Source organism: Burkholderia sp. MSMB1498 (assembly GCF_001526245.1).
Taxonomy (GTDB): domain Bacteria; phylum Pseudomonadota; class Gammaproteobacteria; order Burkholderiales; family Burkholderiaceae; genus Burkholderia; species Burkholderia savannae.
Map to the genome: position 1 here is coordinate 126,243 of NZ_LOYJ01000111.1, position 25,470 is coordinate 151,712.

The window sequence follows — 25,470 nt, forward strand, 5'->3', positions numbered from 1 at the left end:
GTCAGTGCTTCATCGAAAATACGTTCCTCGCCGCGCGCGGCGCGATTTCGCCCGTGCCGAAGTAATCGATGCCGTCGATCAGGAACGAATGGATGTACTTGAGCAGCCGCGCGCGATCGAATTCCTTGTAGAAGCACCGGCCGAGCGACATGACCGGCTTGCCGTACAGGAGCGCCTCGAGCCCGACCGTCGAATTGATCGTGACGACCGAATACGCGTGCCTGATCAGATCGGTCGTCGGCGACGTGACGATGTCGAAGCGATAGACGCGCTGCATCCGCACGACTTCGTCGATCACGGCCGTATCGCACTCCGCCGGATGCAGCTTGACGATCAGGTCCGCGCTTTCGTTCGCCGCGTGCTCGAACGCAAGCTGGATCGCCTTCAGATTGTCGACGTCCGAATGCAGCTTGATCTGCGTATCGCCGGACACCTGCAGCGGCAGGAACACGTAGCGCAGCGCCGACAGCTCCTTCGCCGTCAGCGCTTTCGCCTCGGCCGGCGCGAGCGCGCCGTTGGTCGCGCGCACCGTATCGAAGCGTTTGCGCGCCACGCCTTGCGTGGCGGTCTTCAACGCATAGTTGACGGCCGACACCGCCTTGCGCCGCCACGACGTGCGCGCTTGCGGCAGCGGCCTCGCCTTGTATCGCTCGTAGCGCGCGAGCCAGCGGCGATGCTCGTCCTCGGTCGGCATCGGCAAGCCGTCGATGACGGCCGGACTGCGGCTGATCGACGACAGCGCGTTGACGCCGAGCCGATCGACGAACAGCTTGTCCGGCAGGTTCGAGATCTCGACGAACTTCGTCGGAACGCCGTGCGCCGCGCACGCATGCGCGACCGCGCGGCACACGAGCTGCTGCCCGTTCCACATCAGGCACTGCGAAATCAGACGGCGACGAAACACGTTGGACATCGCGGCATAGATCGCCGCCGCGTCGGCACGCGCGAGCCCGGGCGTCATTTGCCCGTTCAGCACTTCGATCGACGCGTCGGAACGAATCGCGGCCGCCGCGTCGGACGCCGCCGGCATCGGCGCGCCGCGCCGCAGATAAACCGACCGGATGCCCGCGCTCAGCGCCATCAGGTGCGCGACCGGCTCGCTCGTCGCGAACAGAAAGCCGAACTCCTTTCTGACCGCCTTCACGAGCCGCGCGGCAAAGTAATAACGCTCCATGGAATCGATGACGACGACAATCATGATCTGCGCTCAATGAAGAATTGGAGGAAACGTCATGCGTCGGCACGCCGACGAGACACGCTGCCTTTCATCACGCCAAACGTCAGCGCGATGCCGGCGATCATCAGCACGGCGCCGGAAAAGGAAAACAGGCGCACGCTCGCGAGCACCGACAGATCCGCGAGCTTCGCCGTACACAACGCGCCGGCGAGCACGACGCCGGAGCCGAGCTGAAACAGGAAATCGATGCGCTGCGCGCGCGCCGCGAGAAAGATCTGCGACAGCGGCACGTAGATCATCTGGAATGCGAAGAGCGGGATCATGCATTGGAAGAACGCGATCGCGCCGCTCCAGCGCGCGCCGAAGAAGAGCCCGACGAGCGGGCCGAACAACAGCGCGCCGCCTGCTGCATAGCCCGCCGCGAGCAGCGCGAGCGAGCGCGCATACGCGCCGAATACCTTCGGCACCATCGCTCGTGCGTCATCACGCGCCATCGCGGCCATCGCGTCGCGCCGAAACACGCCGCCGAGGCTCTGCGCAACCAGCGATACCGGAAAGAAACCGAGCCGATACGCGGCCGCGAAATAGCCCGCGCTCTGCGCATCGAACCAGTGTGGAATCACGATCGCGAGCGCATAGGTCAACACCGAGCCGCAAAGCGTCGACGGCAGGATGTACTTCGCGAAGCGGCTATGCTCGACGAAGAATGCACGCGTCACTTCGAACGAATAGCCGCGCCGCTTGCCGTGACAGGCAACCGCGAGCAGCATCGACAGTGCGACGAATACCGTGACCGCCGTATATGTGCCGAACGCGTCGACTCTTCCGAGCGTCGGCACGAACGTCGCGGCGAGCATACAAGCGAGAAACGAACCGTTCACGGCGATGCGGCTCGCGGCGATCCAGCCATAGCGCCTCAGGCTGTTCAGATAGCCGCCCGCGGCCAATTGAATGAATACGGCAAAGCCATACGCGGCGACGGCGACCAGCTCCGCACGGCCCGTCACGAAAATCGCCGCACCGCCGAGCGCGACGATCGCCGTGCCGAGCGCCATCACGTTCACGAGCGCGTTGAACGACTCCGCCGCACTGTCGCTCACGCAAGCGAGCTCGTAGCGGCCCGCGAGCAGCGTGCCGGCGAACGTCGCAAGCGCGAGCAAATAGTTGAAATGGCCGAGCGCCTCCGGGCCCTGGAAGCGCCCGATCAGCGAGATGCAGCCGAAAAGCGCGATCTGCCCGGCGACGACGCCGCACAGCGACACGATCGAATCGCGAGCGCGGATCATCGCCGCGCTCCGGCAGTCGAATGCGCGCGCCGCGCGCACGCCGCGCAGAACCGACGATCACCGTCGCTTCCGCTCGCGTACACATGAACGTCACGCATCGCGCTTCGCTCCGTATTCGTACGCAACGTAGCGATAGCCGCCGTACTTCGATCCGTACCCGTACTGGCCGAGCCGCGGATTGATCCCGTTGAACACGATGCCGCTCAGCCGCACGCCGTTCTGCGCGAGGCGCTTCGCGGATTCGGCAATCTCGCCGAGCTTCGTCGAGCCGGCGAGCGCGACGAGAAACGCAGTGCCCGCCGTCGCGGCGAGGATGCCCGTATCGGCCACCGCGAGCACCGGCGGCGAATCGATCACGATGACGTCGTAGCGCGTCGAGAACGCATCGATCAACTCCGGCACGCGCGGGTTGAGCAACAGTTCCGCCGGGTTCTTCGGCATCGCGCCCGTCGAGATGAAGTCGAGCCCGGCGATCACGTCGCGATGCAGCACGTCGTCCGGCTGCACCGCGCCCGCGATCAGTTCGGAGAATCCCTTGCCGCGCGCGAGGCCGAGATAGTCGTTCAGATGCCCCTTGCGGATGTCGCCGTCGATCAGCAGCACGCGCTTGCCGGCCATCGTCAGCACCGCGGCGAGATTCGCCGACACGAACGACTTGCCGACGCCCGGCGCGGGGCCCGCGATCACGACGACGTTGTTCTTCGCTTCGAGCATCGCGAACTGCAGCGCCGTGCGCAGACTGCGCAGGCTCTCGACGGCCGGCTCGTCCGGATGCACGACGGACAGCAGCGACATCGCGCGCTCCTTGCGCTTCGCGCGCTCGGTCAGCGCCCGCTGCTGCTCGCTGCGCGGCACGGTCGCATAGACGTTCATGCCCAGACGGCGCTCGATCTCGTTCGGATCGGAAATGCCATGAAACAGCATCGAGCGGCCGACCGCGGTCCCGCAGCCGGCGAGCACGCCGATCAGCAGCGACGCGATCGCGACAAGCGCCTTCTTCGGCTTGACGGGTACTTCCGGCACCGCTGCCGTATCGACGAGCCGCACGTTGCCGACCTTCCCCGCTCGCACGAGCTGCAACTGCTGCATGTTGTTCAGCAACGCCGTGTAGAGATCGGTGTCGACCTTCACGTCGAGCATCAGTCGCACGATCTGCTGCTGCAGATCCGGCAGCCGCTTGATTTGCTGCTCGGCCGCGCCGCGATAGCCGTCGAGCGCGGCGATCTGCCGATCGATCGCGACCACGCTCGGATGCTTCGGCGTGAAGCGCGACAGCAGCTCCTGCCGCTTCTGCTGCAGCTCGAGCAGGCGTGCCTTCGCATCGGCCGATTGCGCGAGCACGAGCTTCGCCTCTTCGGTCAAATCGACGGTTCCGTGCTCGTCTCGCAATTTCGTCAGGCGTGCTTCGGAATCGGTCAGGTGCCGCTTGAGCGTCGGCAGCTGGGCGTTGAGAAACTCGAGCGATTGCGCGGCCTCCGCCGATTTGCGCTGGATGTTCTGCGCGACGTATTGCCGCCCGATTTCATTGAGCGCGCTGCTGACGAGCTCCGGATCGGTGTCGCGCAGGCTCGCGACGACCACGTCCGATTGCTTGACGCGCTCCTGCACGTCGAGGTTGTCCTGCAGATCCTCGATCGTGCGCAAACGCGAGCGGCGCACGAGCACGAACGTCGCACCCGGCTTCGCGGCGGCCGCATCGACACGCAGCGCGATCGCCCCGCCCTTCGCCGCAAAGCGTTCGAGCCTGCCGACCACGCCTTCGGCGCCGCGTTCGAGATCGCCGCCCGCGAGCCGATAGCGGCGCGCATCGAGCATCGTCAGCTCGAACTTGTCGCCTTCGAGCGAACGCGGCACATCGAACGTCGCGACGTCGATGCGCTCCTGGCCCCACGCATAGCCGCCGAAGCCGGCGAAGCCCGGATTCGACAGCCCCTCATTGCGGCGCGCGAGCCAATTGCCGATCAACGGAAAGCGCTTCGGCTTCGCATCGACGAAGAGCTTCAACTGGTCGACCGCGCGCGACACGACAAGCCGCGACGCGAGAATCTGCGTCTCCGCCGCCGCGGACGATTTCACGTCGAAGAGCGACGAAACATCGCCGAGCAGGCTCTTCGCGGCGGACGTGTCCGGGCTGTCCTCGACCTGAATCAGGATGTCCGCCTGATAGACGGGCTTGCTGAGCACCGCATACGCGACGCCGATCGCAAAGCAGCCGGTCGCGATCGCCGCGATCAGCCAGCGGCTTTCGATCAGGATGTCGAGAATGGCGATGAAGTCGGTTTCGCCGTCGCTCTCGGGAAGCGCTTGTGTGCCGGATTGGTTGGAATTCATGTATCGAGATCTTGGGGATTCGGTTCCGCGCGTGCGCGCGATCGTTCACACGAGCCGCAGCCGCGACAGCCAGCCGTTCACGCCGAGCTCGATGAGCCGCGCGGACCGCTCGAACACGAAGCGCGGTTGGCGATAGGGATCGTGAACGTCGAAGTTCTCATGCTCGCCGATGCGAAACACCTTGCCGCGCGCGAGCGGATACCGGTCCTCGACGTGCCGCCGCTGCGTGCGGTCCATCACGAGAATCAGGTCCACCGAAGCGCACTGCGCGCGGCCGAGCTGCTGCGCGCGATGCGCGGAGAGATCGATGCCGCGCTCACGCATCACGTCCTGCGCGAACGGCGCGGCGGGCAGCCCGACGAGCGCGTCGAAGCCCGCCGACGTCACCGCGCGCCCCGGCAGCGCGGCCGCGAAGAACGCGGCCGCCATCGGGCTGCGGCAGAGGTTGCCTTCGCAGACGACGAGAATCGATTCGATCATTTGGTCACGACCGCCGCGGTCAGGCCGGCGTTGACGGCCGGCAGCAACAGGCTGAGCACGCGGCTGAACCGCACGAGCCCGTTGCCGTCGACATAGACGATGTCCTTCGGCTCGAGCTCGAACTGGTTCGCGAGCACCATCGCGACAGGCGAGCTCGCGTCGAGCCGGTAGATCTGCGGCTTCGCGTCGAGCGAGCCGCGAATCACATACAGCTGCGCCGCATCGGCCGTCGTCGCGTTCAGGCTGCCTGCCTGCGATAGCGCGTCGCTCAGCATCAAGCGGCCGTTGCGCATCGGCAGCGCGGTGACCGGCTTGTTGACCTCGCCCATCACGAACACGCCGCTCTCGTCGCGCGGCGGAATGCGCAGCAGATCGCCGTCCTTGAGGACGACCCGCGAAGGATTGATCCCCTGCCCGGCGCCCGACAGATCGATCCGTTGCTCGACGCCGTTGCGCACGAGCATCACGCGGCTCTGGTCCGCGCTCGTCGAGAAACCGCCCGCGCGGCTCACCGCGTCGTGCAACGTCATCGGAATGTCGTTGAGCGGCTGCGAGCCGGGCGTATGCACTTCGCCTTCGATATAGACCTGCTTCGCGCGGAACGACGCGATGCGCACCGTCACCTGCGGATCGCGAAACGTCTCCGCGAGCTTGCGCGCGAGCCGCGCCTGCACCTGCTCGGGCTTGAGCCCGGCGACGGCGATGCGTCCGACGAACGGAAACTGCAGCGTGCCGTCTTGATCGACGACGAAGCCTGCCGGCGCATCGGCCGTGCGCGCGGCCGTCTGCTGCTGCGCGCCGAGCGCCGCCCCGAGCTCGGGATGATCCCAGACCGTGATCTGCAGCACGTCGCCGCGCCCTATCGTGTAGCCGGACACCGGCGTCGCGAGATCGGACGCGCCGCGCGCGCCGCGCTGCGCGTCGCGCAGCGTGCGGATCAGATTCAGATCGATGTTCGTGATCGGAACCGGCAGTTGCTCGCCGCGCGGCTCGCGGCCGGCCTCAGTCGACGCGCTTGCGTCAGCGCTCGATACCGGCACGTTCGCCGGCTGCTTCATCCGCATGCCCGGCGCGACGCCGCATCCGGCGAGCACCACGCATAGCGGCACCCACATCGTCAACAAACGCACGCGTGCGCCGTACGTGCGTGTCGGCGGCGCGACGCCGCCTGCTTCCCCCAGACTACCCATCTACACCTCGACTCACTTTCTAGTTCCGGCCCTCTCCGGCCGCCGATCGCCGCGAAGCGCGCGCTCAATACGCGCCCGATCCGCGTAGGACCACGTTGACCGTTCTCAACAGGATGTACAGATCGCGTCGAAGCGACCATTCCTTCACATACGACACGTCGAGCGAAACGCGTGTCGCGTAATCGGTATCGTTGCGGCCGCTCACCTGCCACAGTCCGGTCATGCCGGGCTTCGCGGCGAGGTAGTAGCGGACGTCCTCGCCGTAGCGCGCAAGCTCCGCCTCGACGATCGGCCGCGGCCCGACGAGGCTCATCTCGCCCTTCACGACGTTCAGCAGCTGCGGCAGTTCGTCGAGGCTGCTTCGACGCAGGAAGCGGCCGATCGGCGTGATTCGCACGTCGTTCTTCAACTTGAATTCGCGCGCCCATTCCGCGCGCGCGTGCGGATCGCGTTCGAGCAGCGCCTTCAGCACGGCGTCGGCGTTCATCACCATCGAGCGGAATTTCAGGCACTTGAAGCGGCGGCCGTCCCGCCCGATGCGCATGTGCCCGAATACGGCCGGGCCGCCGTCGCGCATGACGAGAAAAGCGATCACGGCGAGCACCGGCGATAACACCGCGATCAAGCACGACGCGGCGGCCACGTCGAACGCGCGCTTGACGATCCGCTTCGCGATGCCCGACGTGCGCATGCGATGCGCGACGTGGCCCACCTGATCGAGCGTCGCGGCCTTCACCTGACGGCTCGCGCGCTCGACAAGGCCGAAGATAGCGAGCGTGACCGCACGAAAAATCAACAGCCCTATGCCGCTCGTGACCGTCCAGTACGCGAACCACTCGCTCGAGAGAATTTGCGCGCGGCGCAGCGCGTACAGCAGCGCGACGGTGCCGCCCTGCACGACGAGCCATGCGAGCGCGGTGCGGCTGATCAGATGCACGGGCGAGCGCCGCCGGGACGACTCGTAGATCCCACATGCGGGAAAAACCGACAGCGACAGCGCAGCGGCGAACGCCACCAGCGATCCGTCGAAGAACTGCGCGTTCGGGCTGCCGGACGCCTCGATCAGGATCGGAAGGAACGCGCCGACCACGATCACCGCGATGTCGACGACTCTGGGAAATATCGCTGGCATATGTGAACCTCGATTGCGTTTCATCAAAAATTTACTTCGTACTTCTATATTTCTAGCCACCATGCCCGGCGTGTCGTGCACCTTTCATCGATGCATCGACATCCGAATCGACAAACATTCGGCGTTCATCGCCCGACGAAGTCCGAACGACGCCCACGGCCTCGCATGTGAGCGTGGCAAAGCTGAGGTTAGGGGTGAGACGACAGGCGCGGCGCGACGCTTGTTATGAAATCGATTCGCTCAGCCGCGACTCGAATTCGCCGCATGCGAGATCCGCGCCTGCGCCTCGGCTGCGCTCGACTGCGCGATACTCGGTCGGCGACATCGACAGATGCTGGCGAAACAGTTTCGCGAGACGATCGCCGCTGCCGAGCCCCGTGCGCCGCGCGATCTTGTCGACCGGAAGGTCGGTATGCACGAGCATGTGGCATGCATGCTCGAGCCGAACTTTCTGCACGAACTCCGACGGCGTCACGCCGATCTCCTGCTTGAATCGGCGCAGGAAGTTGCGCTCGCTCATCGCCGCCGCATGCGCCGTGTCGGCGATCGAAATGCGGTTCGCGCTGTTGTCGCGCAGTTGTTGGACCGACGCGCGAATCAACTTGCTCGCACGCGCCTCTCGCGCGGCGAACGCCGACTCGGCGGGCCGGGCGGCGATCGCCGGGCACAAACGCTCGGCAACCTCGTGCGCGACGCCGTCGCCGCAATCGTGTCGAATGACGGCGAGCGCGGCCGAGAATGCAGCACGTTCCGCCGCGGTCGGATGGACTTTCTCGGCGGACGCGGCGCCTGAGAGCATCGTGTCGATCGACAGATCATCCGCGGCCGCATCGCCGCGCTCGAGATTCGCGAGCCCCAACAGGCGACGCGCCCCGTCCGCCGCGCGAACGTGGGCCCGCGCGTTGCGCAACCATTCGGACACCTTCTCATCGTCACGATCGGACGCATCCGGTTCGCCGATTGCGAAAATCGCATGCACGCTGTCGAGCGCGCGCTCGTGCAGCGGCTGGGACCAAACGGGAATGCCGGACGACGAATACACCGCACCGCCCTTCGCCGACAGCAGCAACATCTCGTAATCGCTGCCGGATTCCGCGTCTGCATGTCGGAAACAGTTGACGAGATTGAAGATCTCCGCCATGCGTCCCGCGTGCATCAACGAAAAGCCGTCAAACAAGACGACAGCGATTCCTTTCCGGTAGCACACGCCACCGAAAGCTGCACCACGACTCACGTGTGCTCCCATCCGACCAATGTTGAACGCGCATTCCATCCCGCCGGCCCTTTCCACTCATTCAGCAATGTCTATTCTGCGGTGCATCATATTCCTTCAAATGGCTGCAACAATCTTTCTGTCTGATTACGACGCCATGTTGGCGGATTGAATCTGGACATCGATTCCATCATTTATTGATCGATCCAATTCGGATTGGTGCGCACATTGCATCAAAAGACACGCGCGCGCTTGTCGATTTCAGACGATCTTTCGGCAACTGAATCACTGGCCGCGCGCGGAGCATCCGATATGGACGACGGATGAAGACAGACGCGCCCGGCGCCGCGTCGCACTGGCGATCCAAACGGACTGCAAGTGAATGGAGCGGCCGAACGGCAGCACCGGCGCACGCCTGCGCGTTCATTCACCGACGCGCCGCGCTGCCGTTTCTTGTGGAGGAAATATGGCGATCTCGCATGCAAACGAGATGCAATGCGTACGCCGCCTTGGCGCCGACTCTATCGAATTCGTCGCCGAATCGCATGTATTTTTACAATTGGAATTGATCTTTCGTTACCGGCATGCCTTTAGGCTATTGCGTATTTTTACGATATCCATCTAGCGCTTTTCGATAATGTCCGGTCGAAGCCGATTTTGCGTCGCGAACAATGCCTGTGATCACCGCGCATCGGCGATTTCATATATGTGAGGCGTGATGCGCGATACCCGCGCATTAACGCGACTCGCATCGATTGGACAAATCCGACGGCAGCCCGCGCTTGTGGCGCGAGAAACTGCAGTCGTTCGCAGCGCCGCCTTACAATACTGCGTTTTCTTGAGCGAATGCACGCGATGTGGTCTGCCATCAGCGATCTGGGCGACGCCGCCTTGACCCTTCCTCTTTCCGTCGTCTGCTGCGCATGGCTCGTCCGCTCGTCGCCCGAGCGGCGCGACGCGCTGTCGTGGCTCGTGCTGCTCGCGGCCGGCATGCTCGTCGTCGGCTTGACGAAGATCCTCTACGCGGGGTGCGGCGTGCAGATTCGCGCGATCGACTTTCGCGTCGTCAGCGGCCACACGATGCTCGCATCGGCGGTGTGGCCGATGGCGCTCCTGCTCGGCCTGCAATGGCTGCGCTCGGACATGGCATTGACGGCGGGTCTCGTGCTCGCCGCGTTGATCGGCACGGCACGCGTGTTCGACAAAGCACATACGGTGTCCGAAGTAATCGCCGGATGGGCGGTCGGCACGCTCGTCACGCTGTCGTTCGTGCTATGGAAAGGCGCACCCGCTGTGTCGCGGCGCCTGTGGCTGTACGTGTCGGTTTCGCTACTGGCAGTGCTCGCCGTCTCCTACGGGAGACACGCGCCGATTCAAGCTGCGATCGAGCAATACTCGCCGTTCCTCTGCCGTCAACTCCCCTGGTGACGGTCGGTTGCGGCCAGGACTAGTCGCCAGCCGCCGAAACCCCGTCCCGATCGGACGCGCGCGCGTGCGAAAGCGCACGCGTCGCTATACTCCCGGGCACCGCGGCGCATCGATGCCCGATGCATGCCGGCGAGCGTTTCGCACGGCAAGCGAAGCGCGCCGTCGAGGCGCGACAGACGGCACCATCGAGCGCGTCGAGGCGCGCGCCGCGCATGCGACGGTCGACATCGGCGCCGTGCGCGTGCATGCCGGCGATCTCGCTTCGGAAGCGTCGCCGCGCGATGCCAGCGCGCTCAACGCGCGACGTTCGAGCAGCACGGCTCGAAAGCGTGCGCCGCTCACGAACCACGGAGTCTTCATGCGACGCGCGAGCGTTCCCACCCTGCTCTTCGCCACCAGCGCCTGCTTCTTTTCGCTGAACGCGTTCAGCGTGCGCGCGAGCTTCGCGGCCTATGCGCTGCTCGCCGTCCTTGCGCTGTTCCGCGCACCGACGCTGTTCGCGCGCCAGCACCGGCTGCCCGCCATCGCCGCGTACTGGATGCTCAGCGTAAGCGCCGCGTTCATCGTGTCCGCGTTCGGCGATTTCTACGCGAACTTCTACGTCAAGTTCGTGCTGATCGAAACCTACATCGCGCTCGCGTTCTGGCTGTTCGCGAGCGGCGTGCTGTCGATGCGCTCGCTCGAGCGGACATGCGAGGCGCTGATCTACGTGCATGCCGCGTTCTTCCTCGTGCAACTCGGCTACTACCTGATCTCCGGCCACTTCATCGACTTCGACAGCTACGTCCGCGAGAGCGATTCCGAAGCGTTGTACGCGACGAAGGCGCTGAGCGACAGCCTCATCTCGATCCGCGCGCTCGGCCTCTATTCGGAGCCGTCGTTCTACGCGATGACGGTCGTGCCCGCGGGCGTCGTCCTGCTGCTAGCGAAGCGGCGCATGGCGGCTGCGACGATCGTCGCGTTCGCGACCGCGCTGCTGTCGTTCTCGATCGCGGCGATCATCGTCTGCGCGCTGCTGTTCGGCGTGCACTTCCTCGCCGGACGCTCGTCGATCCGGATCAAGCTCGTGATCGTCGCGGTCGCGCTCGCGATCGCGCCGGCGATGTACGGCGTGTACGACAAGCGCGTGAATCAATCCGCCGACTACGACGCGCTCGGCAGCCGCACGCTCGTGCTGCGCGAGCTGAGCGCGCGAGACGCGCTCGCCGACGCATTCGGCAACGGCCTCTTCTGGGACGAGCGGAACAACGTCGGCAAGACGCACCTGCGCGGCTATCAGGTGCGCGACAGCTCGTTCTACATGTATCTGCTGTTCGCCACCGGCGGCGTCGGCGTCACCGCGTTCTTCGGCGCGCTGTTCATGCTGTTCCGGCGGCGCGGCCGGCGGCGCCTGCTGCTGTATCTGCTGCCGCTCCTTCTGTTCAAGTTCCACGCGCTATACGGCATGCTGTGGCTCACGCTCTTGATGTTCGTCGTCGTCGCCGGACACGCGGGGCATGCCGAGCGCTCGCCCGAGCGTCGCGAACGGCCCGGTACCGGCCGGCTGAGCGCGACCGGCGCGTCGTGCGCCTAGCGTCCGCCGCCGAACGCGTGCCGAAACGCGAAGGAGAATATCGATGTCAATTCATGGGATGCTGGCCTGCCTGTTCTGCGCGTCCGTCGTTGCGTCGTCGGCCCCACAAGTGCCGCCCGCCGCGCCGCCCGGCCGGGTGATCGCGCACAGCGCGGCGGCGACGCACGTGTTCCTCGGCTCGCCGTCGCTCGCGATCCTGCCCGACGGCACCTATGTCGCGTCGCACGACATGTTCGGCCCGTCCGCGCTGCCCGACGAAGTGCACGTGTTCGCGTCGCACGACAGCGGGCAGACCTGGGAAAAGCTGAGCGTCGTGGCCGGCCAATACTGGTCGTCGCTTTTCGTCGTCGGTGGCGCGCTGTACTTGATGGGCACCGATCGCTCGATGGGCACGCCGGTGATTCGCCGCTCGACGGACGGCGGCGCGACGTGGACGACGCCGAACGACGTGCAATCCGGACGCTTCGCGCTCAACGGCCGCTACATCACGGGGGCCGTGCCTGTGCTCGTCGACCGGGGCCGCGTATGGCGCGCGTTCGAAGTCATCGACGGCGGCGACCTGCGTTCGCTCGTGCTATCCGCGCCCGCCGACGGCGATCTGCTCGACACGCGCAACTGGCGCACGCCGAAGCCGCTGCCGTCCGATCATTCGTGGCTCAACAACAACTTTCTAACGTGGGAGGAAGGCAGCGTCGTGTCGACGGGCGAGCGCGATCCGGCGATCGTGTTGCGCGTGAACACGAAGCACGGGCCGGAGAAGGCGGCGCTCGTGCGCGTGCTCGCGGACGGCCGGTCGCTGTCGTTCGATCCGGCGCACGACTTCGTCGATTTTCCGGGCGGCGGCAAGAAGTTCACGATCCGATTCGATTCCCGCTCGGGACGCTACTGGTCGCTCGCGAACGCGGTGCCGAACGCCGACGGCAGCGCGAATCTCGAACGCGTGAGAAACACGCTCGCGCTGACGTCGTCGCCCGATCTGCGTCACTGGAGCGTCGAGCGCGTGCTGCTTCAGAGCGTGGATCAGCAGCGGCACGGCTTTCAGTATGCGGATTGGCAATTCGAAGGCGACGACATCGTCGCGGTCGTGCGGATGGCTTTCGACGATAGCGAAGGCGGCGCGCGCAATCAGCACGATTCGAACTACGTAACGTTCGTGCGGGTGCGCGATTTCAGGCATGCGGAGGCGGCGAAGCGCATCGAGGCAGATTCGCATTGACGGGCGGCGAGCATCGCACGCGATGCGATTCAACAGCGCGGGATGTACGGCGCGCGGCCGCACGCTGCACGCGCCGACTTCGGCCGATCGCCACCGCGCATTCGATGCCCGCGCATCGATTCGCGGACGGCCCGATCGCGGGCGTGTCGACGTGCGATCGATCGTAACGGCCTTGCACACGATGATCGCCGGACGATCGCACTGGTCCGCGAGAATCGCCGTGCTCGCACGATGCCGGCGGCATCGCTCGCCGCCCGCCTATCGCAACATGCTTTCGAGTTTTCCGCTCGGCCCCGCGAATCCCTGCGACGCGCCGTCAAAGCGCATCCGGACGGAAGCGAGCTCGCGCGGCAGGCGTGCCGAGCGCGGACGCGCTCGCGGCATCTCGACGAAGCCGAGGCGTTCGTACAGTGCGCGGGCGCGCACATTGCTCGTCAACACGTCGAGCACGATCTCCCTGCCGGTTTCCGCGCACAACATCCCGGCCTGCATCGCTTCGTCGAACAGCGCGCTGAACGCACCGCAACCGCGCACGCGCGCGTCGGTCGCGCAATGCGCGATCAGCGTCTGCGTACGCTTCGGCGCAGGCAGCTCACTTTCGAGCACGAGCCCGCGCAGCAGCATCCGGATCGTGCGCGCGAGGCCGAAGAAGCGCAGCAACATCCACGCGACGTGCAGATCGTCCAAGGCTGTCGCGCGTCCGTCGTGCGCGGCGAGCACCGCGTCGATCGCGCCGCTTTCGGCAACCGCGACGCGATGACGCCGCCACGAAAAACGCCCTTGCTTCGACGCGAACGCGAATTCGAGGAATGCGATGCATCGTGCGGGCGGCTCGCCGAGAAAGTAGCCGAATTCCCGCACGCCGGATTCGAACACGAGCGGCGCGCATGCGTGCGCATCGCTCGCGGCGGCCGGGCGAAAGCGCCACGAAGACGAGCGCGATGCGGCCTCGGCCGATGCGCCGTGCTCACCTTCGGCGGGCGAAGTCGCCATCGTCTTCGGCGCCGCCGTCAGCGCGCGAGCCGCACGAGCGCCGCGATCGTGCGCTCGATCTGCTCGGGCTCGTGCGTCGAGCAGATGAAAAAGCGCAGGCGCGCGGCCTTCTCTTCGACGGCCGGATAGAAGATCGGCTGCACGTTGATGCCTTCGTCGAAGAGCGCGTTCGCCCATTGCGCGGCCTTCAGCGAGCTGCCGGTGATGACGGGCACGACCGCATAGCCTTCGCTCGTGCCCGTGTTGAGACCGGCGTCGCGCGCCTGCGTGAGGAATTGCAACCCGCGCTCGCGTAACGTCGCGATCCGCTGCGGTTCGGCCTGCAGGCGTTCGAGCGCGGCGAGCGACGCAGCCGCGAGCACGGGCGAGAGCCCGACGCTGTACAGGAAGCCCGGCGCGAGATGGCGCAGGATGTCGATGAGCGGCTGGCAGCCGGCGATGAAGCCGCCGCATCCGGCGAGCACCTTGCTCAGCGTGCCCATCCACAGATCGACGTCGGCGGACGGCACGCCGCAGTGCTCGCGGATGCCCTTGCCTTGCTTGCCGAGCACGCCGAGCGAGTGCGCCTCGTCGACCATCAGGAACGCGCCGTAGCGCTGCTTGATCTCGACGAAGCGCGCGAGGTCCGGCAGATCGCCGTCCATGCTGTAGAGTCCTTCGATCGCGACCAGCACGTGCCGGTATTCGCGGCGCACGCGCGCGAGGAGCGCGTCGAGCGCGCGCCAGTCGTTGTGCGGAAAGCTCAGGCGCTTCGCGCCGCTCAGCTGCGCACCCTGCACGATGCTGTTGTGCGCGAGCGCGTCGTGCACGACGAGATCGCCCGGCCCGAACAGCGAGCCGATCACGGTCACGTTCGTCGCATGGCCACTCACGAATGCGACACAGTCGTCGGTCTCGTAGAACGACGCGAGGCCGCGCTCGAGCTCGCGCTGCACGGGCCGCTCGCCCGCGACCATCCGGCTCGCCGACGCGGACGTGCCGTAGCGGTCGATCGCATCCTTCGCGCGCGCCGACACGACGGGGTCGCCCGCAAGGCCGAGGTAGTTGTAGTTCGCGTAGTTCAGGTATTCGCGGCCGCCGATGTGCGTCGTCGCGCCGGCGACGCCCTCGTGCACGCGAAAGAACGGCGACTCGACGCGCAGCTTCTCGCCCATCTCGCGGATGATCTTGACCTGCTGGTATTGCGGCATCGCCTCGAACCAGCTGCGCGGATCGCCCGTTACGTGTGCAGTGGCGGAAACCGGCGCACGACGCGCGCCGCCATCGTCGGAGACGCGATCCAGTTGCCGCTTCAAAGCTTTTGCCGCAAGTTGCTGGCGCAGGTGATCACCCAATCCCATCTGAACCGTTCGCCTGTTTTAGTCAGTGAAGTCTACATATTACGCGACGAACTCGGCCCATTCCCAGGCATTCGTCGTCGACAACAGTTTCTCGACGAGCCGGAAGTTCATCTCGTGGCTCGGCCGAAACGCCGATATGCGGCCGAGCAGCGGCGCGCCCGCGAGCGCGAGATCGCCGATCAGATCGAGCACGCGGTGGCGGACGAACTCGTCCGGCTGCCGCAAGCCGCCAACGACGCGCGAGCCGACGATCGACGCCGTGCACGACGGACGCGCGCCGCGCAGGATCGGCACGCCACGCAGGTAGCCGGCGACGATCGCGGGAATCGCCCATTTGACCCGTCCGTACGAGCGCGACGGCGCGATCTCAGCGGCGAACACGGCGGGCGTCAGCACCCCGCTCCATTGCATGTCGCCGAAACCTTTCAGGTCGTTGCGCACGCTGAGCTCATAACGCGTGGCGGGCTCGATGCGCATTTCCCGCCGAGCGGTGCCGTCGCCATCCGTCACCGTCACTGTCCGCAGCACGCGTATGAAACGCTTCGGCGCCGGCAGCGCCGTGCGCCCGCACGCGCGAAGCGCGTCGATCCAGGGCCGCGCGCTGCCGTCCAGAATCGGCACCTCTTCCGCATCGAGCTCGACGATGGCGTGATCGATCTCGCACGCGAGCAGCGATGCGAGCAGGTGCTCGACCGTGCGCACGCCGACGCCGTCCGCATTGCACAGCATCGTGCAAAGCGGCTGCGCGCGGCGCAGCGCGGGATCGGCGGCGAGGGTCGCAAGCTCGCGGCCGTCCTTCATCCGCCGGAACGCGATGCCGCGCTCCCGCTCGCGACCGCGCGCGGGCAGAATCCGCACGCGCACGCGCCGCCCGGTGTGCAGCCCGTGGCCTCCGAACGCGAGCTCGCGCGCGAGCGTGCCTTCGCACGCCTGCCAGCCGGCGGGCGCGCTCATGCCGTCACCAGCGTCGTCGGCGAGCCGGCCACGTGCTCGTCTTCGCCGACCTTCAACGCCCGGCGCGCGTCGCCGTCGAGCGCGTGTTGCGCAGCGACCGCGGCAAGCCGCGCGTCGTCGCCGTCGCCCGTGCCCGGCTCGCCGTCCACCGCGCCCGAGATCATGTCGACGATCCGCCCGGCGAGCAAGTGCACGGTCGCGCCGTCCGCGATCGACATCACCGACAGCTTGACCTCGAACGTCTCCTCGACCGCCATCCCGAGCTCCATGCCCATCAGCGAATCCATGCCGAGATCGAGCACCGACTTGTCGAGTTCGATCCGCTCCGGCGACAGATGAAGGATGCGTGCGATCTGCGCGCGCAGATTCTGTTCGACGACGCCGACCGCCTCGTCGCGCGGCAGCGCCGCGACTTCTGCGCGCAGCCGCGTGCCGCCGTCGCGTGCGGGCTCGTTCGTGCCGCGCGCGCGCAACAGCGCGTAGCGGCGCGCGGCGGCGGCGGGCATTCCCCGCGACACCGCGTGCCAGTCGAGCCGCACGACTGCCTCGCCCGCGTCGCCCGAAAGCAGCACCCGCTCGAGCGCGGCGAGCGCCTCTGCGGACGTGATCGACACGCCGCCGATCCGCGCTTGCAGAGCCTCGCGCGTCTCGGCGTTGCGTGCCAGAAAGCCGACGTCCTCGAGCGGACCCCAAGCCATGAACGTGCCGGGCAGCCCCGCCGCGCGGCGCTGCTCGACGAGCGCCTCGACGAAGCTGTTCGCGGCGACGTAGCTCGCCTGCCCCGGATTGCCGAGATAGGTCGTTGCCGACGAGTAGACGACAAAGAAATCGAGCGCATGCTCGCGCGTTGCGCGATGCAGGTTCCACGCGCCCGCCACCTTCGGCGCGAGCACGGCGGCAAAACGCTCGTCGTCGAGATTGCGCACGAGGCCGTCGTCGATGTGCATCGCCGAATGCAGCACGCCCTTCAGCGGCGTGCCGCGCGCGTCGATCTCGCCGATCGCGCGCGCGAGTGCGGTCGCATCAGTCGCGTCGCACGCGACGACGTGCGTCCTGACGCCCAGTTCCTCTCGCCAGCGCTCGACCTCGGCGCGCAGCGGCTCGGCGAGCGCGCCGCCGCGGCTCGCGAGCGTCAGGTGCCGCGCGCCGCGCGACACCATCCAGCGCGCGGTGGCGAAACCGAATCCGCCCGTGCCGCCGACAACGAAATACGCCCCCCGCGGATCGAGCGTCAATGCGCATCCGTGCGCAGCGGCGACGCCGCGCGTTGGCGCGGGCGTGCCCGCCGGATACGTGACGAGCACCTTGCCGATCTGGCGCGCCTGCTGCATGTAGCGGAACGCATCTTCGACGCGCGCAGCCGGGAATGCGCGATACGGCAGCGGATGCAGCACGCCGTCGTCGAACAGCGCGATCACCTCGCCGAACAGGCGCGCGGTCAAATCGGCGCGCACGCCCATCAGTTGATCGGCGTCGATGCCGAAATAGCTGATGTTGTTGCGAAACGGCCGCAGACCGATATAGCTGTTCTCGTAGAAATCGCGCTTGCCGAGCTCGAGGAAACGGCCGAACGGACGCAGCGTGTCGATGCCGCGCACCATCGCCTCGCCCGCGAGCGAGTTGAGCACGACGTCCACGCCCTCGCCGAGCGTCAATGCGCGGATCTCGTCGGCGAACGACAGGCTGCGTGAATCGAGCACGTGATCGGCGCCAACCAGCCGCACGAACTCGCGCTTCTCGTCGCTGCCCGCCGTCGCGAACACCTCGGCGCCGAAGTGGCGCGCGAGCTGGATCGCCGCGACGCCGACGCCGCCCGCCGCGCCGTGAACGAGCACCCGTTCGCCGCGGCGCAGCCGCGCGAGCTCGGCGAGCGCGTAGTACGCGGTGAAGAACGTCGTCGGGATCGTCGCCGCCTCTTCGAACGACAGCCGTGAAGGTTTGCGCGCGATTGCGGCAGCGCGTGTCGTCACGCGTGTCGCGAACGATGCGGGCGCGAAGCCGAGCACCGCGTCGCCCGCCGCGAAGCCGTCGACGTCGCGGCCGGCGCGCACGATGCGCCCGGCGAACTCCATGCCGATCGTCGCACCGGCGAAGCCCGCCTCGACCGCCTCGTCGGACAGCAACCCCATCGCGTACATCACGTCGCGGAAGTTCAGGCCAGTCGCGACGGGCTCGACCTCGACTTCGTCCGGCTCCAGCTCGCGCGCCGGCAGCGCGAACCATTCGAGATTGCGCAGCGAACCCGGCGAATCGAAGGCTAGCACCGCCGGCCGCCGCTCGCCGATCGCGTCAACCGCGCGCGCGTCGATCTGCGCGGCGCTCAGCATGCGCGGCACGAAGCGCCCGCGCGGCGTGAGCAGCACCTCTTCCTCGGCATCGTCGGCTAGCAGCTCGCGCACGAGCGCATCGGGCGCCGCGTCGCAGTCGGGATGCACGTCGACAAGCCGGCACGACAATTCGGGATGCTCGTTCGCGAGCACACGGCCGAATCCCCAGAGGCCCGCCTGCGCCGGATCGAGCGGCGCGTCGAGCGCGAACGGCGCGCCGCCGCGCGTGACGACCGACAGCCGCACGCTCGCCGTCGCGTCGACGACGCCGAGTTCGCGCACGAGCCGCGCGAGCGAGACGACGCCCGTTTGCTGCGCACGCATCATCGCGGCGCCGTCGGCATCAGCCGCCAGCGCCGCATCGGGCGCGACGAACACCAGATGATGCTGCTGCGCGGGCGACGCGACCGCAACGATCTCGGCCATCCGCTGCAGCGACACGGCCTCCGCATAGCAGCCGGTGCTCGCGAGCGCACCCGCGAGCACCATGCCCGCGTCGCCGTCGTCACCCGTCGCCACGAGCCAGCGCTCTGCGTACGCGGCGGTATCGAGGCTGTCCCACACGCCGCCGTCGAGCGCTTCGCGCGCGTCACCCGCCTTCGCCGCGGGCTTGCGTGCGACGATGAACGTCGGCACGCCCTCGAGATCGAGCGATTGCTCGAGATGGCGCGCGATGTCGCGAAAGCCCGCGTGCGTGAGCAACGACTGAATCTCGGCCGGCGCTAGCGGCGTGCCGCGCGATGCATTCGCGCCGCCCTCGGCGAGCGAGAACACGATGTCGGCGAAACGGCCGCCGCGCGCCTCCACGGCGACGACGAGCCCACCCGGCGCCAGATGCCCGAACACGACGTTCAGGAATCCGAGCGAATCGTGCTGCGCGGCGAGCGCGCGATCGATCAGTATGACGTCGTAGGGCGTGCGATCGTCGGTGTCGAGCGCAAAGCCGTCGCCCGTCTTCAACGCGACCGTCTGCACCGACGGATGCGCCGCCGCGTCGAAGCCCGCGAGCTGCCGAGGTGTGCCGGCGATCGCATAGTCGCAGCGCGCGGCCAACTGCGCGGCGCAAAGCGGCTGCAGCACGTCGCGGCCGGGCGCACCGATCTCGAGCACGCGCAGCCGCCGCGGTACGCGCCACGCGTCGAGCGCCTGCTCGACGCAGGCCGTGACGAGCGCCTGAGCATGAGACCAGGTCGGCGACGCTTCGTAGAAGTGCTCGACGAGGCTGCCCCCCGTTGGCGACAGCACCTGCGCGGCCGGCTTCTCGCCGCGCAACACGGCCGGCAGCTCGGCGCCGCAATGCGCGAGCAGCGTCAGCTCCGCGACATGCGCGGGCGACTCGGCGAGCAAGCCGCGCCACAATTCGTCGAGCGCGGGCAGCGTCGCGCACGCGACATCGCTGCGCACGAGCCGCGCGCGGTCCCACTGCGCGAGCCCGTCCTCGACGAGCATCGCGGCAAGACGCGCGACGAGCCCCGCGCGCTCGTCCGAGGGCGGCACCGGCTGCTGAAACGCGTCGATCGCATCGAGCGCGCGCAGTGCGTATGCGCTCGCGAGCACGTCGAAGAGCGGCAGCATCTCGGTCAGATGGCTCGTGCGTCGCGCGAGATCCTCGCGGGACGCGAGCGTCGCAACCGCGCCCTCGACGAGCCGTTCGGGCGCGGGCAGCGCGCTCGCGTCGAACGCCGACGGCAGCGGCTTCGCATCGAGCGCATAGACAAAGCGCGCGGGCGGCGCGTGCCGCCGGCCGACGAGGTCGACGCGGCGGAACCGGCACGCGGCGAGACGCGCGACGATCGCGCCGCCTGCGTCGAGAAATTCGAACGACGCGACGATCGAATGCGGATTGCGCCGCTCGATCCGCGCGAGCACCCGCGCGACGACATCCCCGCGCAGAAAATCGATGCGTCCCAGTTGAACCGGCACGTACGCCGCGTGCGCATCGGCGCCGCCGCCGTGCGCGAGCAGCGCGAAGAGCGGATGAAAGCCGCTGTCCGTCAACGCCGGATGCAGCAGGTACGCAGCGAGCTCGGCGGCATCGCCACAGGCCTGTGGCGCGGCGACGTCGGCGAGCGCCGCGTCGCCCGCGATCCTCAGCGCACGCACCCAGCGAAATGCAGGGCCGTACGCGAGACCGAGCGCCGCCGCGCCGTCGTAGAGCGCGTCGGCACTCGACGCGGGCTGCGCGTAGAGGCGCGCGAGCGTCTCGGGCGACACGGCGCTCGACGCGCTCAGCGCATTGCCGCTTTCGAGCAGCCGGCCGACGACGTTCTCGACCCACGGCGCATCGCTCATCCGATCGCGAGTCTCGATCCTGAACGACGCGGTGCGCGGCTCGATCGTGAAGCGAAACAGCTTCGCGTGCTGCCCCTGAAACACGACGGGCGCTCGGATCTCGAGATTCTCGATCGCGCAGTCCGACGTGCCGAAAAACGCGCACGCGGCGGCGAGCGCCATCTCGACGTAGCCCGCGCCGGGGAACGTGGCGCCGCCGTCGACGACGTGATCGGCGAGCATCGGCACGCGCGCGGGATCGAGCTGGTTCTCCCACGCGAACGCATGCTCGCGCAGCCGGTAGCCGAGGAGCGGATGCGCGCGGCGGCGATTGACTAGATCGTAGCCCTCGGGGCTCGGATCGAGCCAGTGGCGCTCGCGCTGCCACGGATAAGTCGGCAGCGCGACGCGCGGCGCGTCGGGCGCGAGGCGGTCGGGATCGATCCGCGCGCCGTGTGCGACCGCGGACGCGACTGCATAGCGCAACATCTGCGCGCCGTCCTGTTGGCGCTTGAGCGTCGGCAGCGTCGCGCCGGACAGCTTGAGCGCGGTCAGCGTCTGCTTCACGTATGTGCGCAGGATCGAATGCGGCGATACTTCGATGAACAGACGAATGCCCTCGGACACGATGGCCGCAATCGCGTCTCCGAAACGCACCGGCTCGCGGATGTTGCGCCACCAATAGCGCGCGTCAAGCGCGTCGCCTGCAAAGCGCCCGCCCGTGACGGTCGACACGAATCCGCCCGTGCCCGCACGCGGCGCGAGGCCCGCGAGCTGCTCGAGCACGACGGGCTCGATGTGCTCCATCTGCCGACTGTGGAAGGCGTAATCGAGGTCGAGCAACTGGAAGAACTGACCGTTCGCGCGCAGCGACGCCTCGATCGCCTGCAGCGCGTCGAGCGCGCCCGCGAGCGTCACCGACTGCGGACTGTTCACGCCTGCGATCTCGACGCTCGCACCGAGCTCGAGCTGCGCGATCAGCGCGCGCGCGACGTCCTCGCCGACGCCCGCTGCAGCCATCCGTCCGCTGCCGCGCGTGAGCCCTTGCGCTCGGCTGCGAATCTTGATGACGTGCACCGCGTCGGCGAGCGACAGCGCATCCGCCGCCCACGCCGCCGCGATCTCGCCGACGCTGTGGCCGACGACCCGGTCGAAGCACACGCCGCGCGCGTCGAGCACGCGCACGATCCCCACTTGAATCGCGAACAGAAGCGGTTGCGCGTTCTCGGTCGCGGCGAGCCATTCGGCGCTCGCGCCAGCGCACATCACGTCGACGAGCGATGCGCTGCCGTCCGCGCACCATAGTGCGTCGACTTCGGCGAGCGCAGCGCGAAACACCGCATCTTCCGCGTAAAGCTGCCGGCCCATCCCCGTCCATTGCGAGCCGTTGCCTGAAAAGACGAGCGCGACGCGCACATCGTGCTCGGCAGCGTGCGCCTGCGCGACGCACGCGGGCACCGGCGCGCCGCCCTGCGCGAGCGCGGCGAGCGCCGCGCGACCGTCGGCCGCGCTCGCGGGCCCGACAACCGCCCGCGCTTCAAACCATTGCTTGCGCCGCACCGCGTTGGCGGCGAGCGCGTGCCACGCGCAGCCGTCGTCGAGACGCTGCAGATAACGCGCGGCCAGCGCGGCGAGCGCCTGCGGCGCACGCGCCGTCAGCACGAGCGGCGGCGGCGCGTCGTTCGCACTCGCATCGGCGGCGAACCGCGCATTGCGCGCCGCGGCGTCGCCCGGCGCGGGCGCTTCCGTCAGCACGACGTGCGCATTCGTCCCGCCGAAGCCGAACGAATTGACGCCGATCGCGAGCGGCGCGCCGCGCGCATCGAGCGGCGTATAGCGATCGACGACGCGCAGCCGCCCGCCCGCGAAATCGATGTTGGGATTCGGCGTCTCGAAATGCAGCGAGCGCGGCACCGCGCGGTGCTTGAGGCAGCACACGGCCTTGACGAGGCCCGCCATTCCGGACGCGGTCTCGAGATGGCCGATGTTGGTCTTCACCGAGCCGATCAGCAGCGGATCGTGCTCCGGACGCTGCGCGCCCGCGACGTCGATCAGCGCGCGCGCCTCGATCGGATCGCCGACCGCCGTGCCCGTGCCGTGCGCTTCGAGATAGGCGAGCGAGCGCGGATCGATGCCCGCGCGCCGATACACGTCGCGCAGCAGCGCGGCCTGCGTCGCGGCGCCCGGCACGCTGATGCCGCCCGGCGAGTAGCCGTCCGAGTTCACGCCTGAGCCCGCGATCACCGCATGAATCGTGTCGCCGTCGGCGAGCGCGCGCTCGAGCGGTTTCAGCAGCACGAACGCGCCGCCCTCGGCGCGCACGTAGCCGTCGCCCGTCGCGTCAAACGCGCGGCAGCGGCCGCGCGGCGACAGCATCGATGCCTTCGAGAAGCTGACGAAACCGAAAGGATGCGCGAGCAGATTCACGCCGCCCGCGAGGGCGAGCTCGGCATCGCCCGTCTGCAGCGCCTGAATCGCCTGATGCAGCGCGACGAGCGACGACGAGCACGCGGTGTCGATCGACATGCTCGGCCCGCGCAGATCGAACAGATAGGACACGCGATTCGACGCGATGCTGAGCGTGTTGCCCGTCGCCGAGTACGGATCGACCGAATTCAGGTCGTCCATGCTGCGATTGCCGTAGTCCGGGCTCGCGACGCCGACGTATACGCCGCAGTTGCGTCCGCGCATGTCGGCAGGACGCACGCCGGCGTCCTCGAACGCTTCCCACGCGAGCTCGAGCAGCAGGCGCTGCTGCGGGTCCATCTGGGTCGCCTCGCGCGGCGAAATGCCGAAGAAGGCCGCGTCGAAACCGGCAACATTGTCCAGCACGCCCGCGGCGAACGTGTAGCTCTTACCCGGTTCGCGCTTCGACGGATGTCGATAGAAGTCCGTACCGAATCGCTCGGCGGGCATCTCGGTGACCGCGTCGCGCTCGTCGCACAGCAGCCGCCAGAACGCGTCCGGGCTCTCTACGCCACCGGGAAAGCGACACGCCATCCCAACAATTGCAATCTTTACATTCATCTTTGTGTCGTTTTTTCCGATGCACTGGCCCGAGGACTGCCCGCCTCTTCCGCCTCGGTCGCACGAAGCAGAATCGAGCCGAGCTCTTCGACGCGCGCATCCCGCCGACAAGCGTCAGGAGTGCCGAAGTTCCGCCAGATAAAGTAGTCGCTGCGCTCGGGCGCGACGCCCAGCTTACCGAAAACGTGCGGCAGCGCCGGGACATGGTCGCCATAGAAGCACACGACCGTGTCACGCCGTCGAGCGCGCAAATGCTCGAGCAGTCGCCCGATCATTGCATCCGCATTTGCGGCGTGACGCAAGTAAACAGTGAAGTCGCGCCAATCGGCGCCGTCGCCGAGCGCGTGGCGCGCGCGCGATTCGTCCGGCTCGACCGTCTCCAGATGCAGCGGGCCGTGGTTCTCCATCGTCATCGCGAACGCGAAGAGCGGCTTCGCGCGCGGCGCGTCGAGCTCGGCGATCAGCGCATCCGCGACCGCCGCGTCGGCCACGTACGGGCCCGCGCGCGGCGCGTCGCCAAAATGCCGAATGTCGAGGAAGCGCTCGAAATGCAATAGCGGGAACACGCGCGCGCGGCCGAAGAAGTCCGCATAGTAAGGATGAATCGCAACCGTCCCGTAGCCGCCGCGCCGGAACCAGCCGGCGAGCGAATCGCACGCGCGGCGCAGAAACGCGTAAGGATAGAAGCGCGCGTAGCCGAGGCGATCCGACGCGAGCCCCGTCAGCATCGCGAACTCGGTGCGCATCGTGTTGGCGCCCCACGCGGGCACTGCAAGCTCGCCGTAAAACATTGACTCGCGCCGAGCGCGATCAAAATGCTCGAAGAGCGACGGCTCGACGCTGCTCACGACACGCCGCGCATCGAAGAACGATTCGCTCTGGATCACGATCACGTCCGGATACGCGGCGGGCCGGCCGTCGGCGAACGGGCTCGCCGCCGCCGCGCGCTCGAACGCGCGCAGCGTCGCCGGCCGCAGCCCGTTCAGCAGATAGGCGACGAAGGTCGCGAAGAATCCGTTGCGCAGCTGGTCGGCGCTCGCGTCGAGCGTGAGCGCGAGGCGCTTTGCAAGCGCGCCGCCGCAAACGAAGCACGCGACGATTGCCGCGGCCGACGTCGCAAACGGACGCGGCGCGAGCGGCGTCTCGGCCCAGTACCCGGCGGCGAGCAGCGCGATCCCTGCCGCGATCGCCGCGACCTTGCCCACGCTCAGGAACGGCAGATACAGACGCGGATGAGAAAACAACTGGCTGAAAAGACTGAGATCGGTGAACACGAAAGGCTCGCGCAGCGACTCGTATTTCGCGTTGCTGACAACCGCCGTCAGGCCCACGAGCGCAACCGCGACGAACGTCGAGAACAGCACGCGCGCAGTGACGAACAACACGCAGCAGCCGACGAACGCGGCCGCGAGCCCGTGCAGCGCGACGGCCGCGGGTGGCCGCCGCCAGCGTGCGCGCGGCGTCGCGAGCGCATCGAGGGCGAACGACAGCGCAGCCGCGATCGCAAGGGTGAGCGCGAGCCCGCCGCTCAC

General features: G+C 67.7%; 16 protein-coding genes. 4 read left to right on the plus strand and 12 right to left on the minus strand.

Annotation, left to right across the window (positions count from 1 at the left end; genetic code table 11):
- Position 1: 1 nt before the first annotated feature.
- The 7 genes from WS91_RS25620 to WS91_RS25650 all read right to left on the minus strand — a co-directional run bounded on the left by WS91_RS25620 (position 2) and on the right by WS91_RS25650 (position 8,752).
- Entirely contained in the window at positions 2-1,198 is a 1,197-nt protein-coding gene (locus tag WS91_RS25620) for a capsular polysaccharide export protein, LipB/KpsS family (protein WP_059671267.1), read from the minus strand.
- A gap of 32 nt (positions 1,199-1,230) precedes the next feature.
- Positions 1,231-2,463 carry a lipopolysaccharide biosynthesis protein gene (locus WS91_RS25625; protein WP_038753453.1) on the minus strand — a complete coding sequence of 411 codons (1,233 nt, stop codon included), beginning with the start codon at positions 2,461-2,463 and terminating at the stop codon, positions 1,231-1,233.
- Between the two features lie 90 nt (positions 2,464-2,553).
- Complete coding sequence (locus tag WS91_RS25630; protein ID WP_059671268.1) at positions 2,554-4,794, minus strand: polysaccharide biosynthesis tyrosine autokinase; 2,241 nt, start codon at positions 4,792-4,794, stop codon at positions 2,554-2,556.
- A 45-nt stretch (positions 4,795-4,839) separates the two neighbouring features.
- A complete protein-coding gene (locus WS91_RS25635) occupies positions 4,840-5,274 on the minus strand; it encodes a low molecular weight protein-tyrosine-phosphatase (protein ID WP_038753365.1) in 435 nt (144 codons plus the stop codon).
- Positions 5,271-6,464 (minus strand): polysaccharide biosynthesis/export family protein, encoded by a 1,194-nt coding sequence (locus tag WS91_RS25640; RefSeq protein ID WP_059671269.1) that lies wholly within the window; start codon positions 6,462-6,464, stop codon positions 5,271-5,273. Before WS91_RS25640 ends, WS91_RS25635 begins: the two co-directional genes overlap by 4 nt.
- Before the next feature lie 64 nt (positions 6,465-6,528).
- Positions 6,529-7,596, minus strand: coding sequence for a sugar transferase (locus tag WS91_RS25645; RefSeq protein ID WP_059671270.1), 1,068 nt, complete (start codon positions 7,594-7,596; stop codon positions 6,529-6,531).
- Between the two features lie 223 nt (positions 7,597-7,819).
- Entirely contained in the window at positions 7,820-8,752 is a 933-nt protein-coding gene (locus WS91_RS25650; RefSeq protein WP_059671296.1) for a helix-turn-helix domain-containing protein, read from the minus strand.
- Between the two features lie 439 nt (positions 8,753-9,191).
- Between WS91_RS25650 and WS91_RS36360 the strand changes: the two genes are divergently transcribed.
- The 4 genes from WS91_RS36360 to WS91_RS25665 all read left to right on the plus strand — a co-directional run bounded on the left by WS91_RS36360 (position 9,192) and on the right by WS91_RS25665 (position 13,026).
- A complete protein-coding gene (locus tag WS91_RS36360) occupies positions 9,192-9,434 on the plus strand; it encodes a hypothetical protein (RefSeq protein WP_145986730.1) in 243 nt (80 codons plus the stop codon).
- A 230-nt stretch (positions 9,435-9,664) separates the two neighbouring features.
- Entirely contained in the window at positions 9,665-10,237 is a 573-nt protein-coding gene (locus tag WS91_RS25655; protein ID WP_059671297.1) for a phosphatase PAP2 family protein, read from the plus strand.
- A 358-nt stretch (positions 10,238-10,595) separates the two neighbouring features.
- Entirely contained in the window at positions 10,596-11,810 is a 1,215-nt protein-coding gene (locus WS91_RS25660) for a hypothetical protein (protein ID WP_059671298.1), read from the plus strand.
- A gap of 58 nt (positions 11,811-11,868) precedes the next feature.
- The gene (locus WS91_RS25665) at positions 11,869-13,026 is read left to right on the plus strand and encodes a sialidase family protein (RefSeq protein ID WP_197422281.1); all 1,158 of its coding nucleotides are present in this window, start codon (positions 11,869-11,871) and stop codon (positions 13,024-13,026) included.
- A gap of 258 nt (positions 13,027-13,284) precedes the next feature.
- Here WS91_RS25665 and WS91_RS25670 read toward each other — a convergent pair whose 3' ends face one another.
- Genes WS91_RS25670 through WS91_RS25690 form a run of 5 tightly spaced genes read right to left on the minus strand, consistent with a single transcriptional unit; the run spans position 13,285 to position 25,470 of the window.
- Entirely contained in the window at positions 13,285-14,019 is a 735-nt protein-coding gene (locus tag WS91_RS25670; protein WP_059583476.1) for a GNAT family N-acetyltransferase, read from the minus strand.
- 17 nt (positions 14,020-14,036) lie between these two features.
- Positions 14,037-15,359, minus strand: coding sequence for an aminotransferase class I/II-fold pyridoxal phosphate-dependent enzyme (locus tag WS91_RS25675; protein WP_059583474.1), 1,323 nt, complete (start codon positions 15,357-15,359; stop codon positions 14,037-14,039).
- 39 nt (positions 15,360-15,398) lie between these two features.
- Positions 15,399-16,313: a UDP-3-O-acyl N-acetylglycosamine deacetylase gene (locus WS91_RS25680; RefSeq protein ID WP_059671272.1), complete on the minus strand. Its 915-nt coding sequence runs from the start codon at positions 16,311-16,313 to the stop codon at positions 15,399-15,401.
- Positions 16,310-23,938, minus strand: coding sequence for a type I polyketide synthase (locus WS91_RS25685; RefSeq protein ID WP_059671273.1), 7,629 nt, complete (start codon positions 23,936-23,938; stop codon positions 16,310-16,312). The genes WS91_RS25680 and WS91_RS25685 overlap by 4 nt, the downstream gene beginning before the upstream one ends.
- Positions 23,935-25,470, minus strand: a complete 1,536-nt coding sequence (locus WS91_RS25690; RefSeq protein ID WP_059671274.1) for an LTA synthase family protein — start codon at positions 25,468-25,470, stop codon at positions 23,935-23,937. Before WS91_RS25690 ends, WS91_RS25685 begins: the two co-directional genes overlap by 4 nt.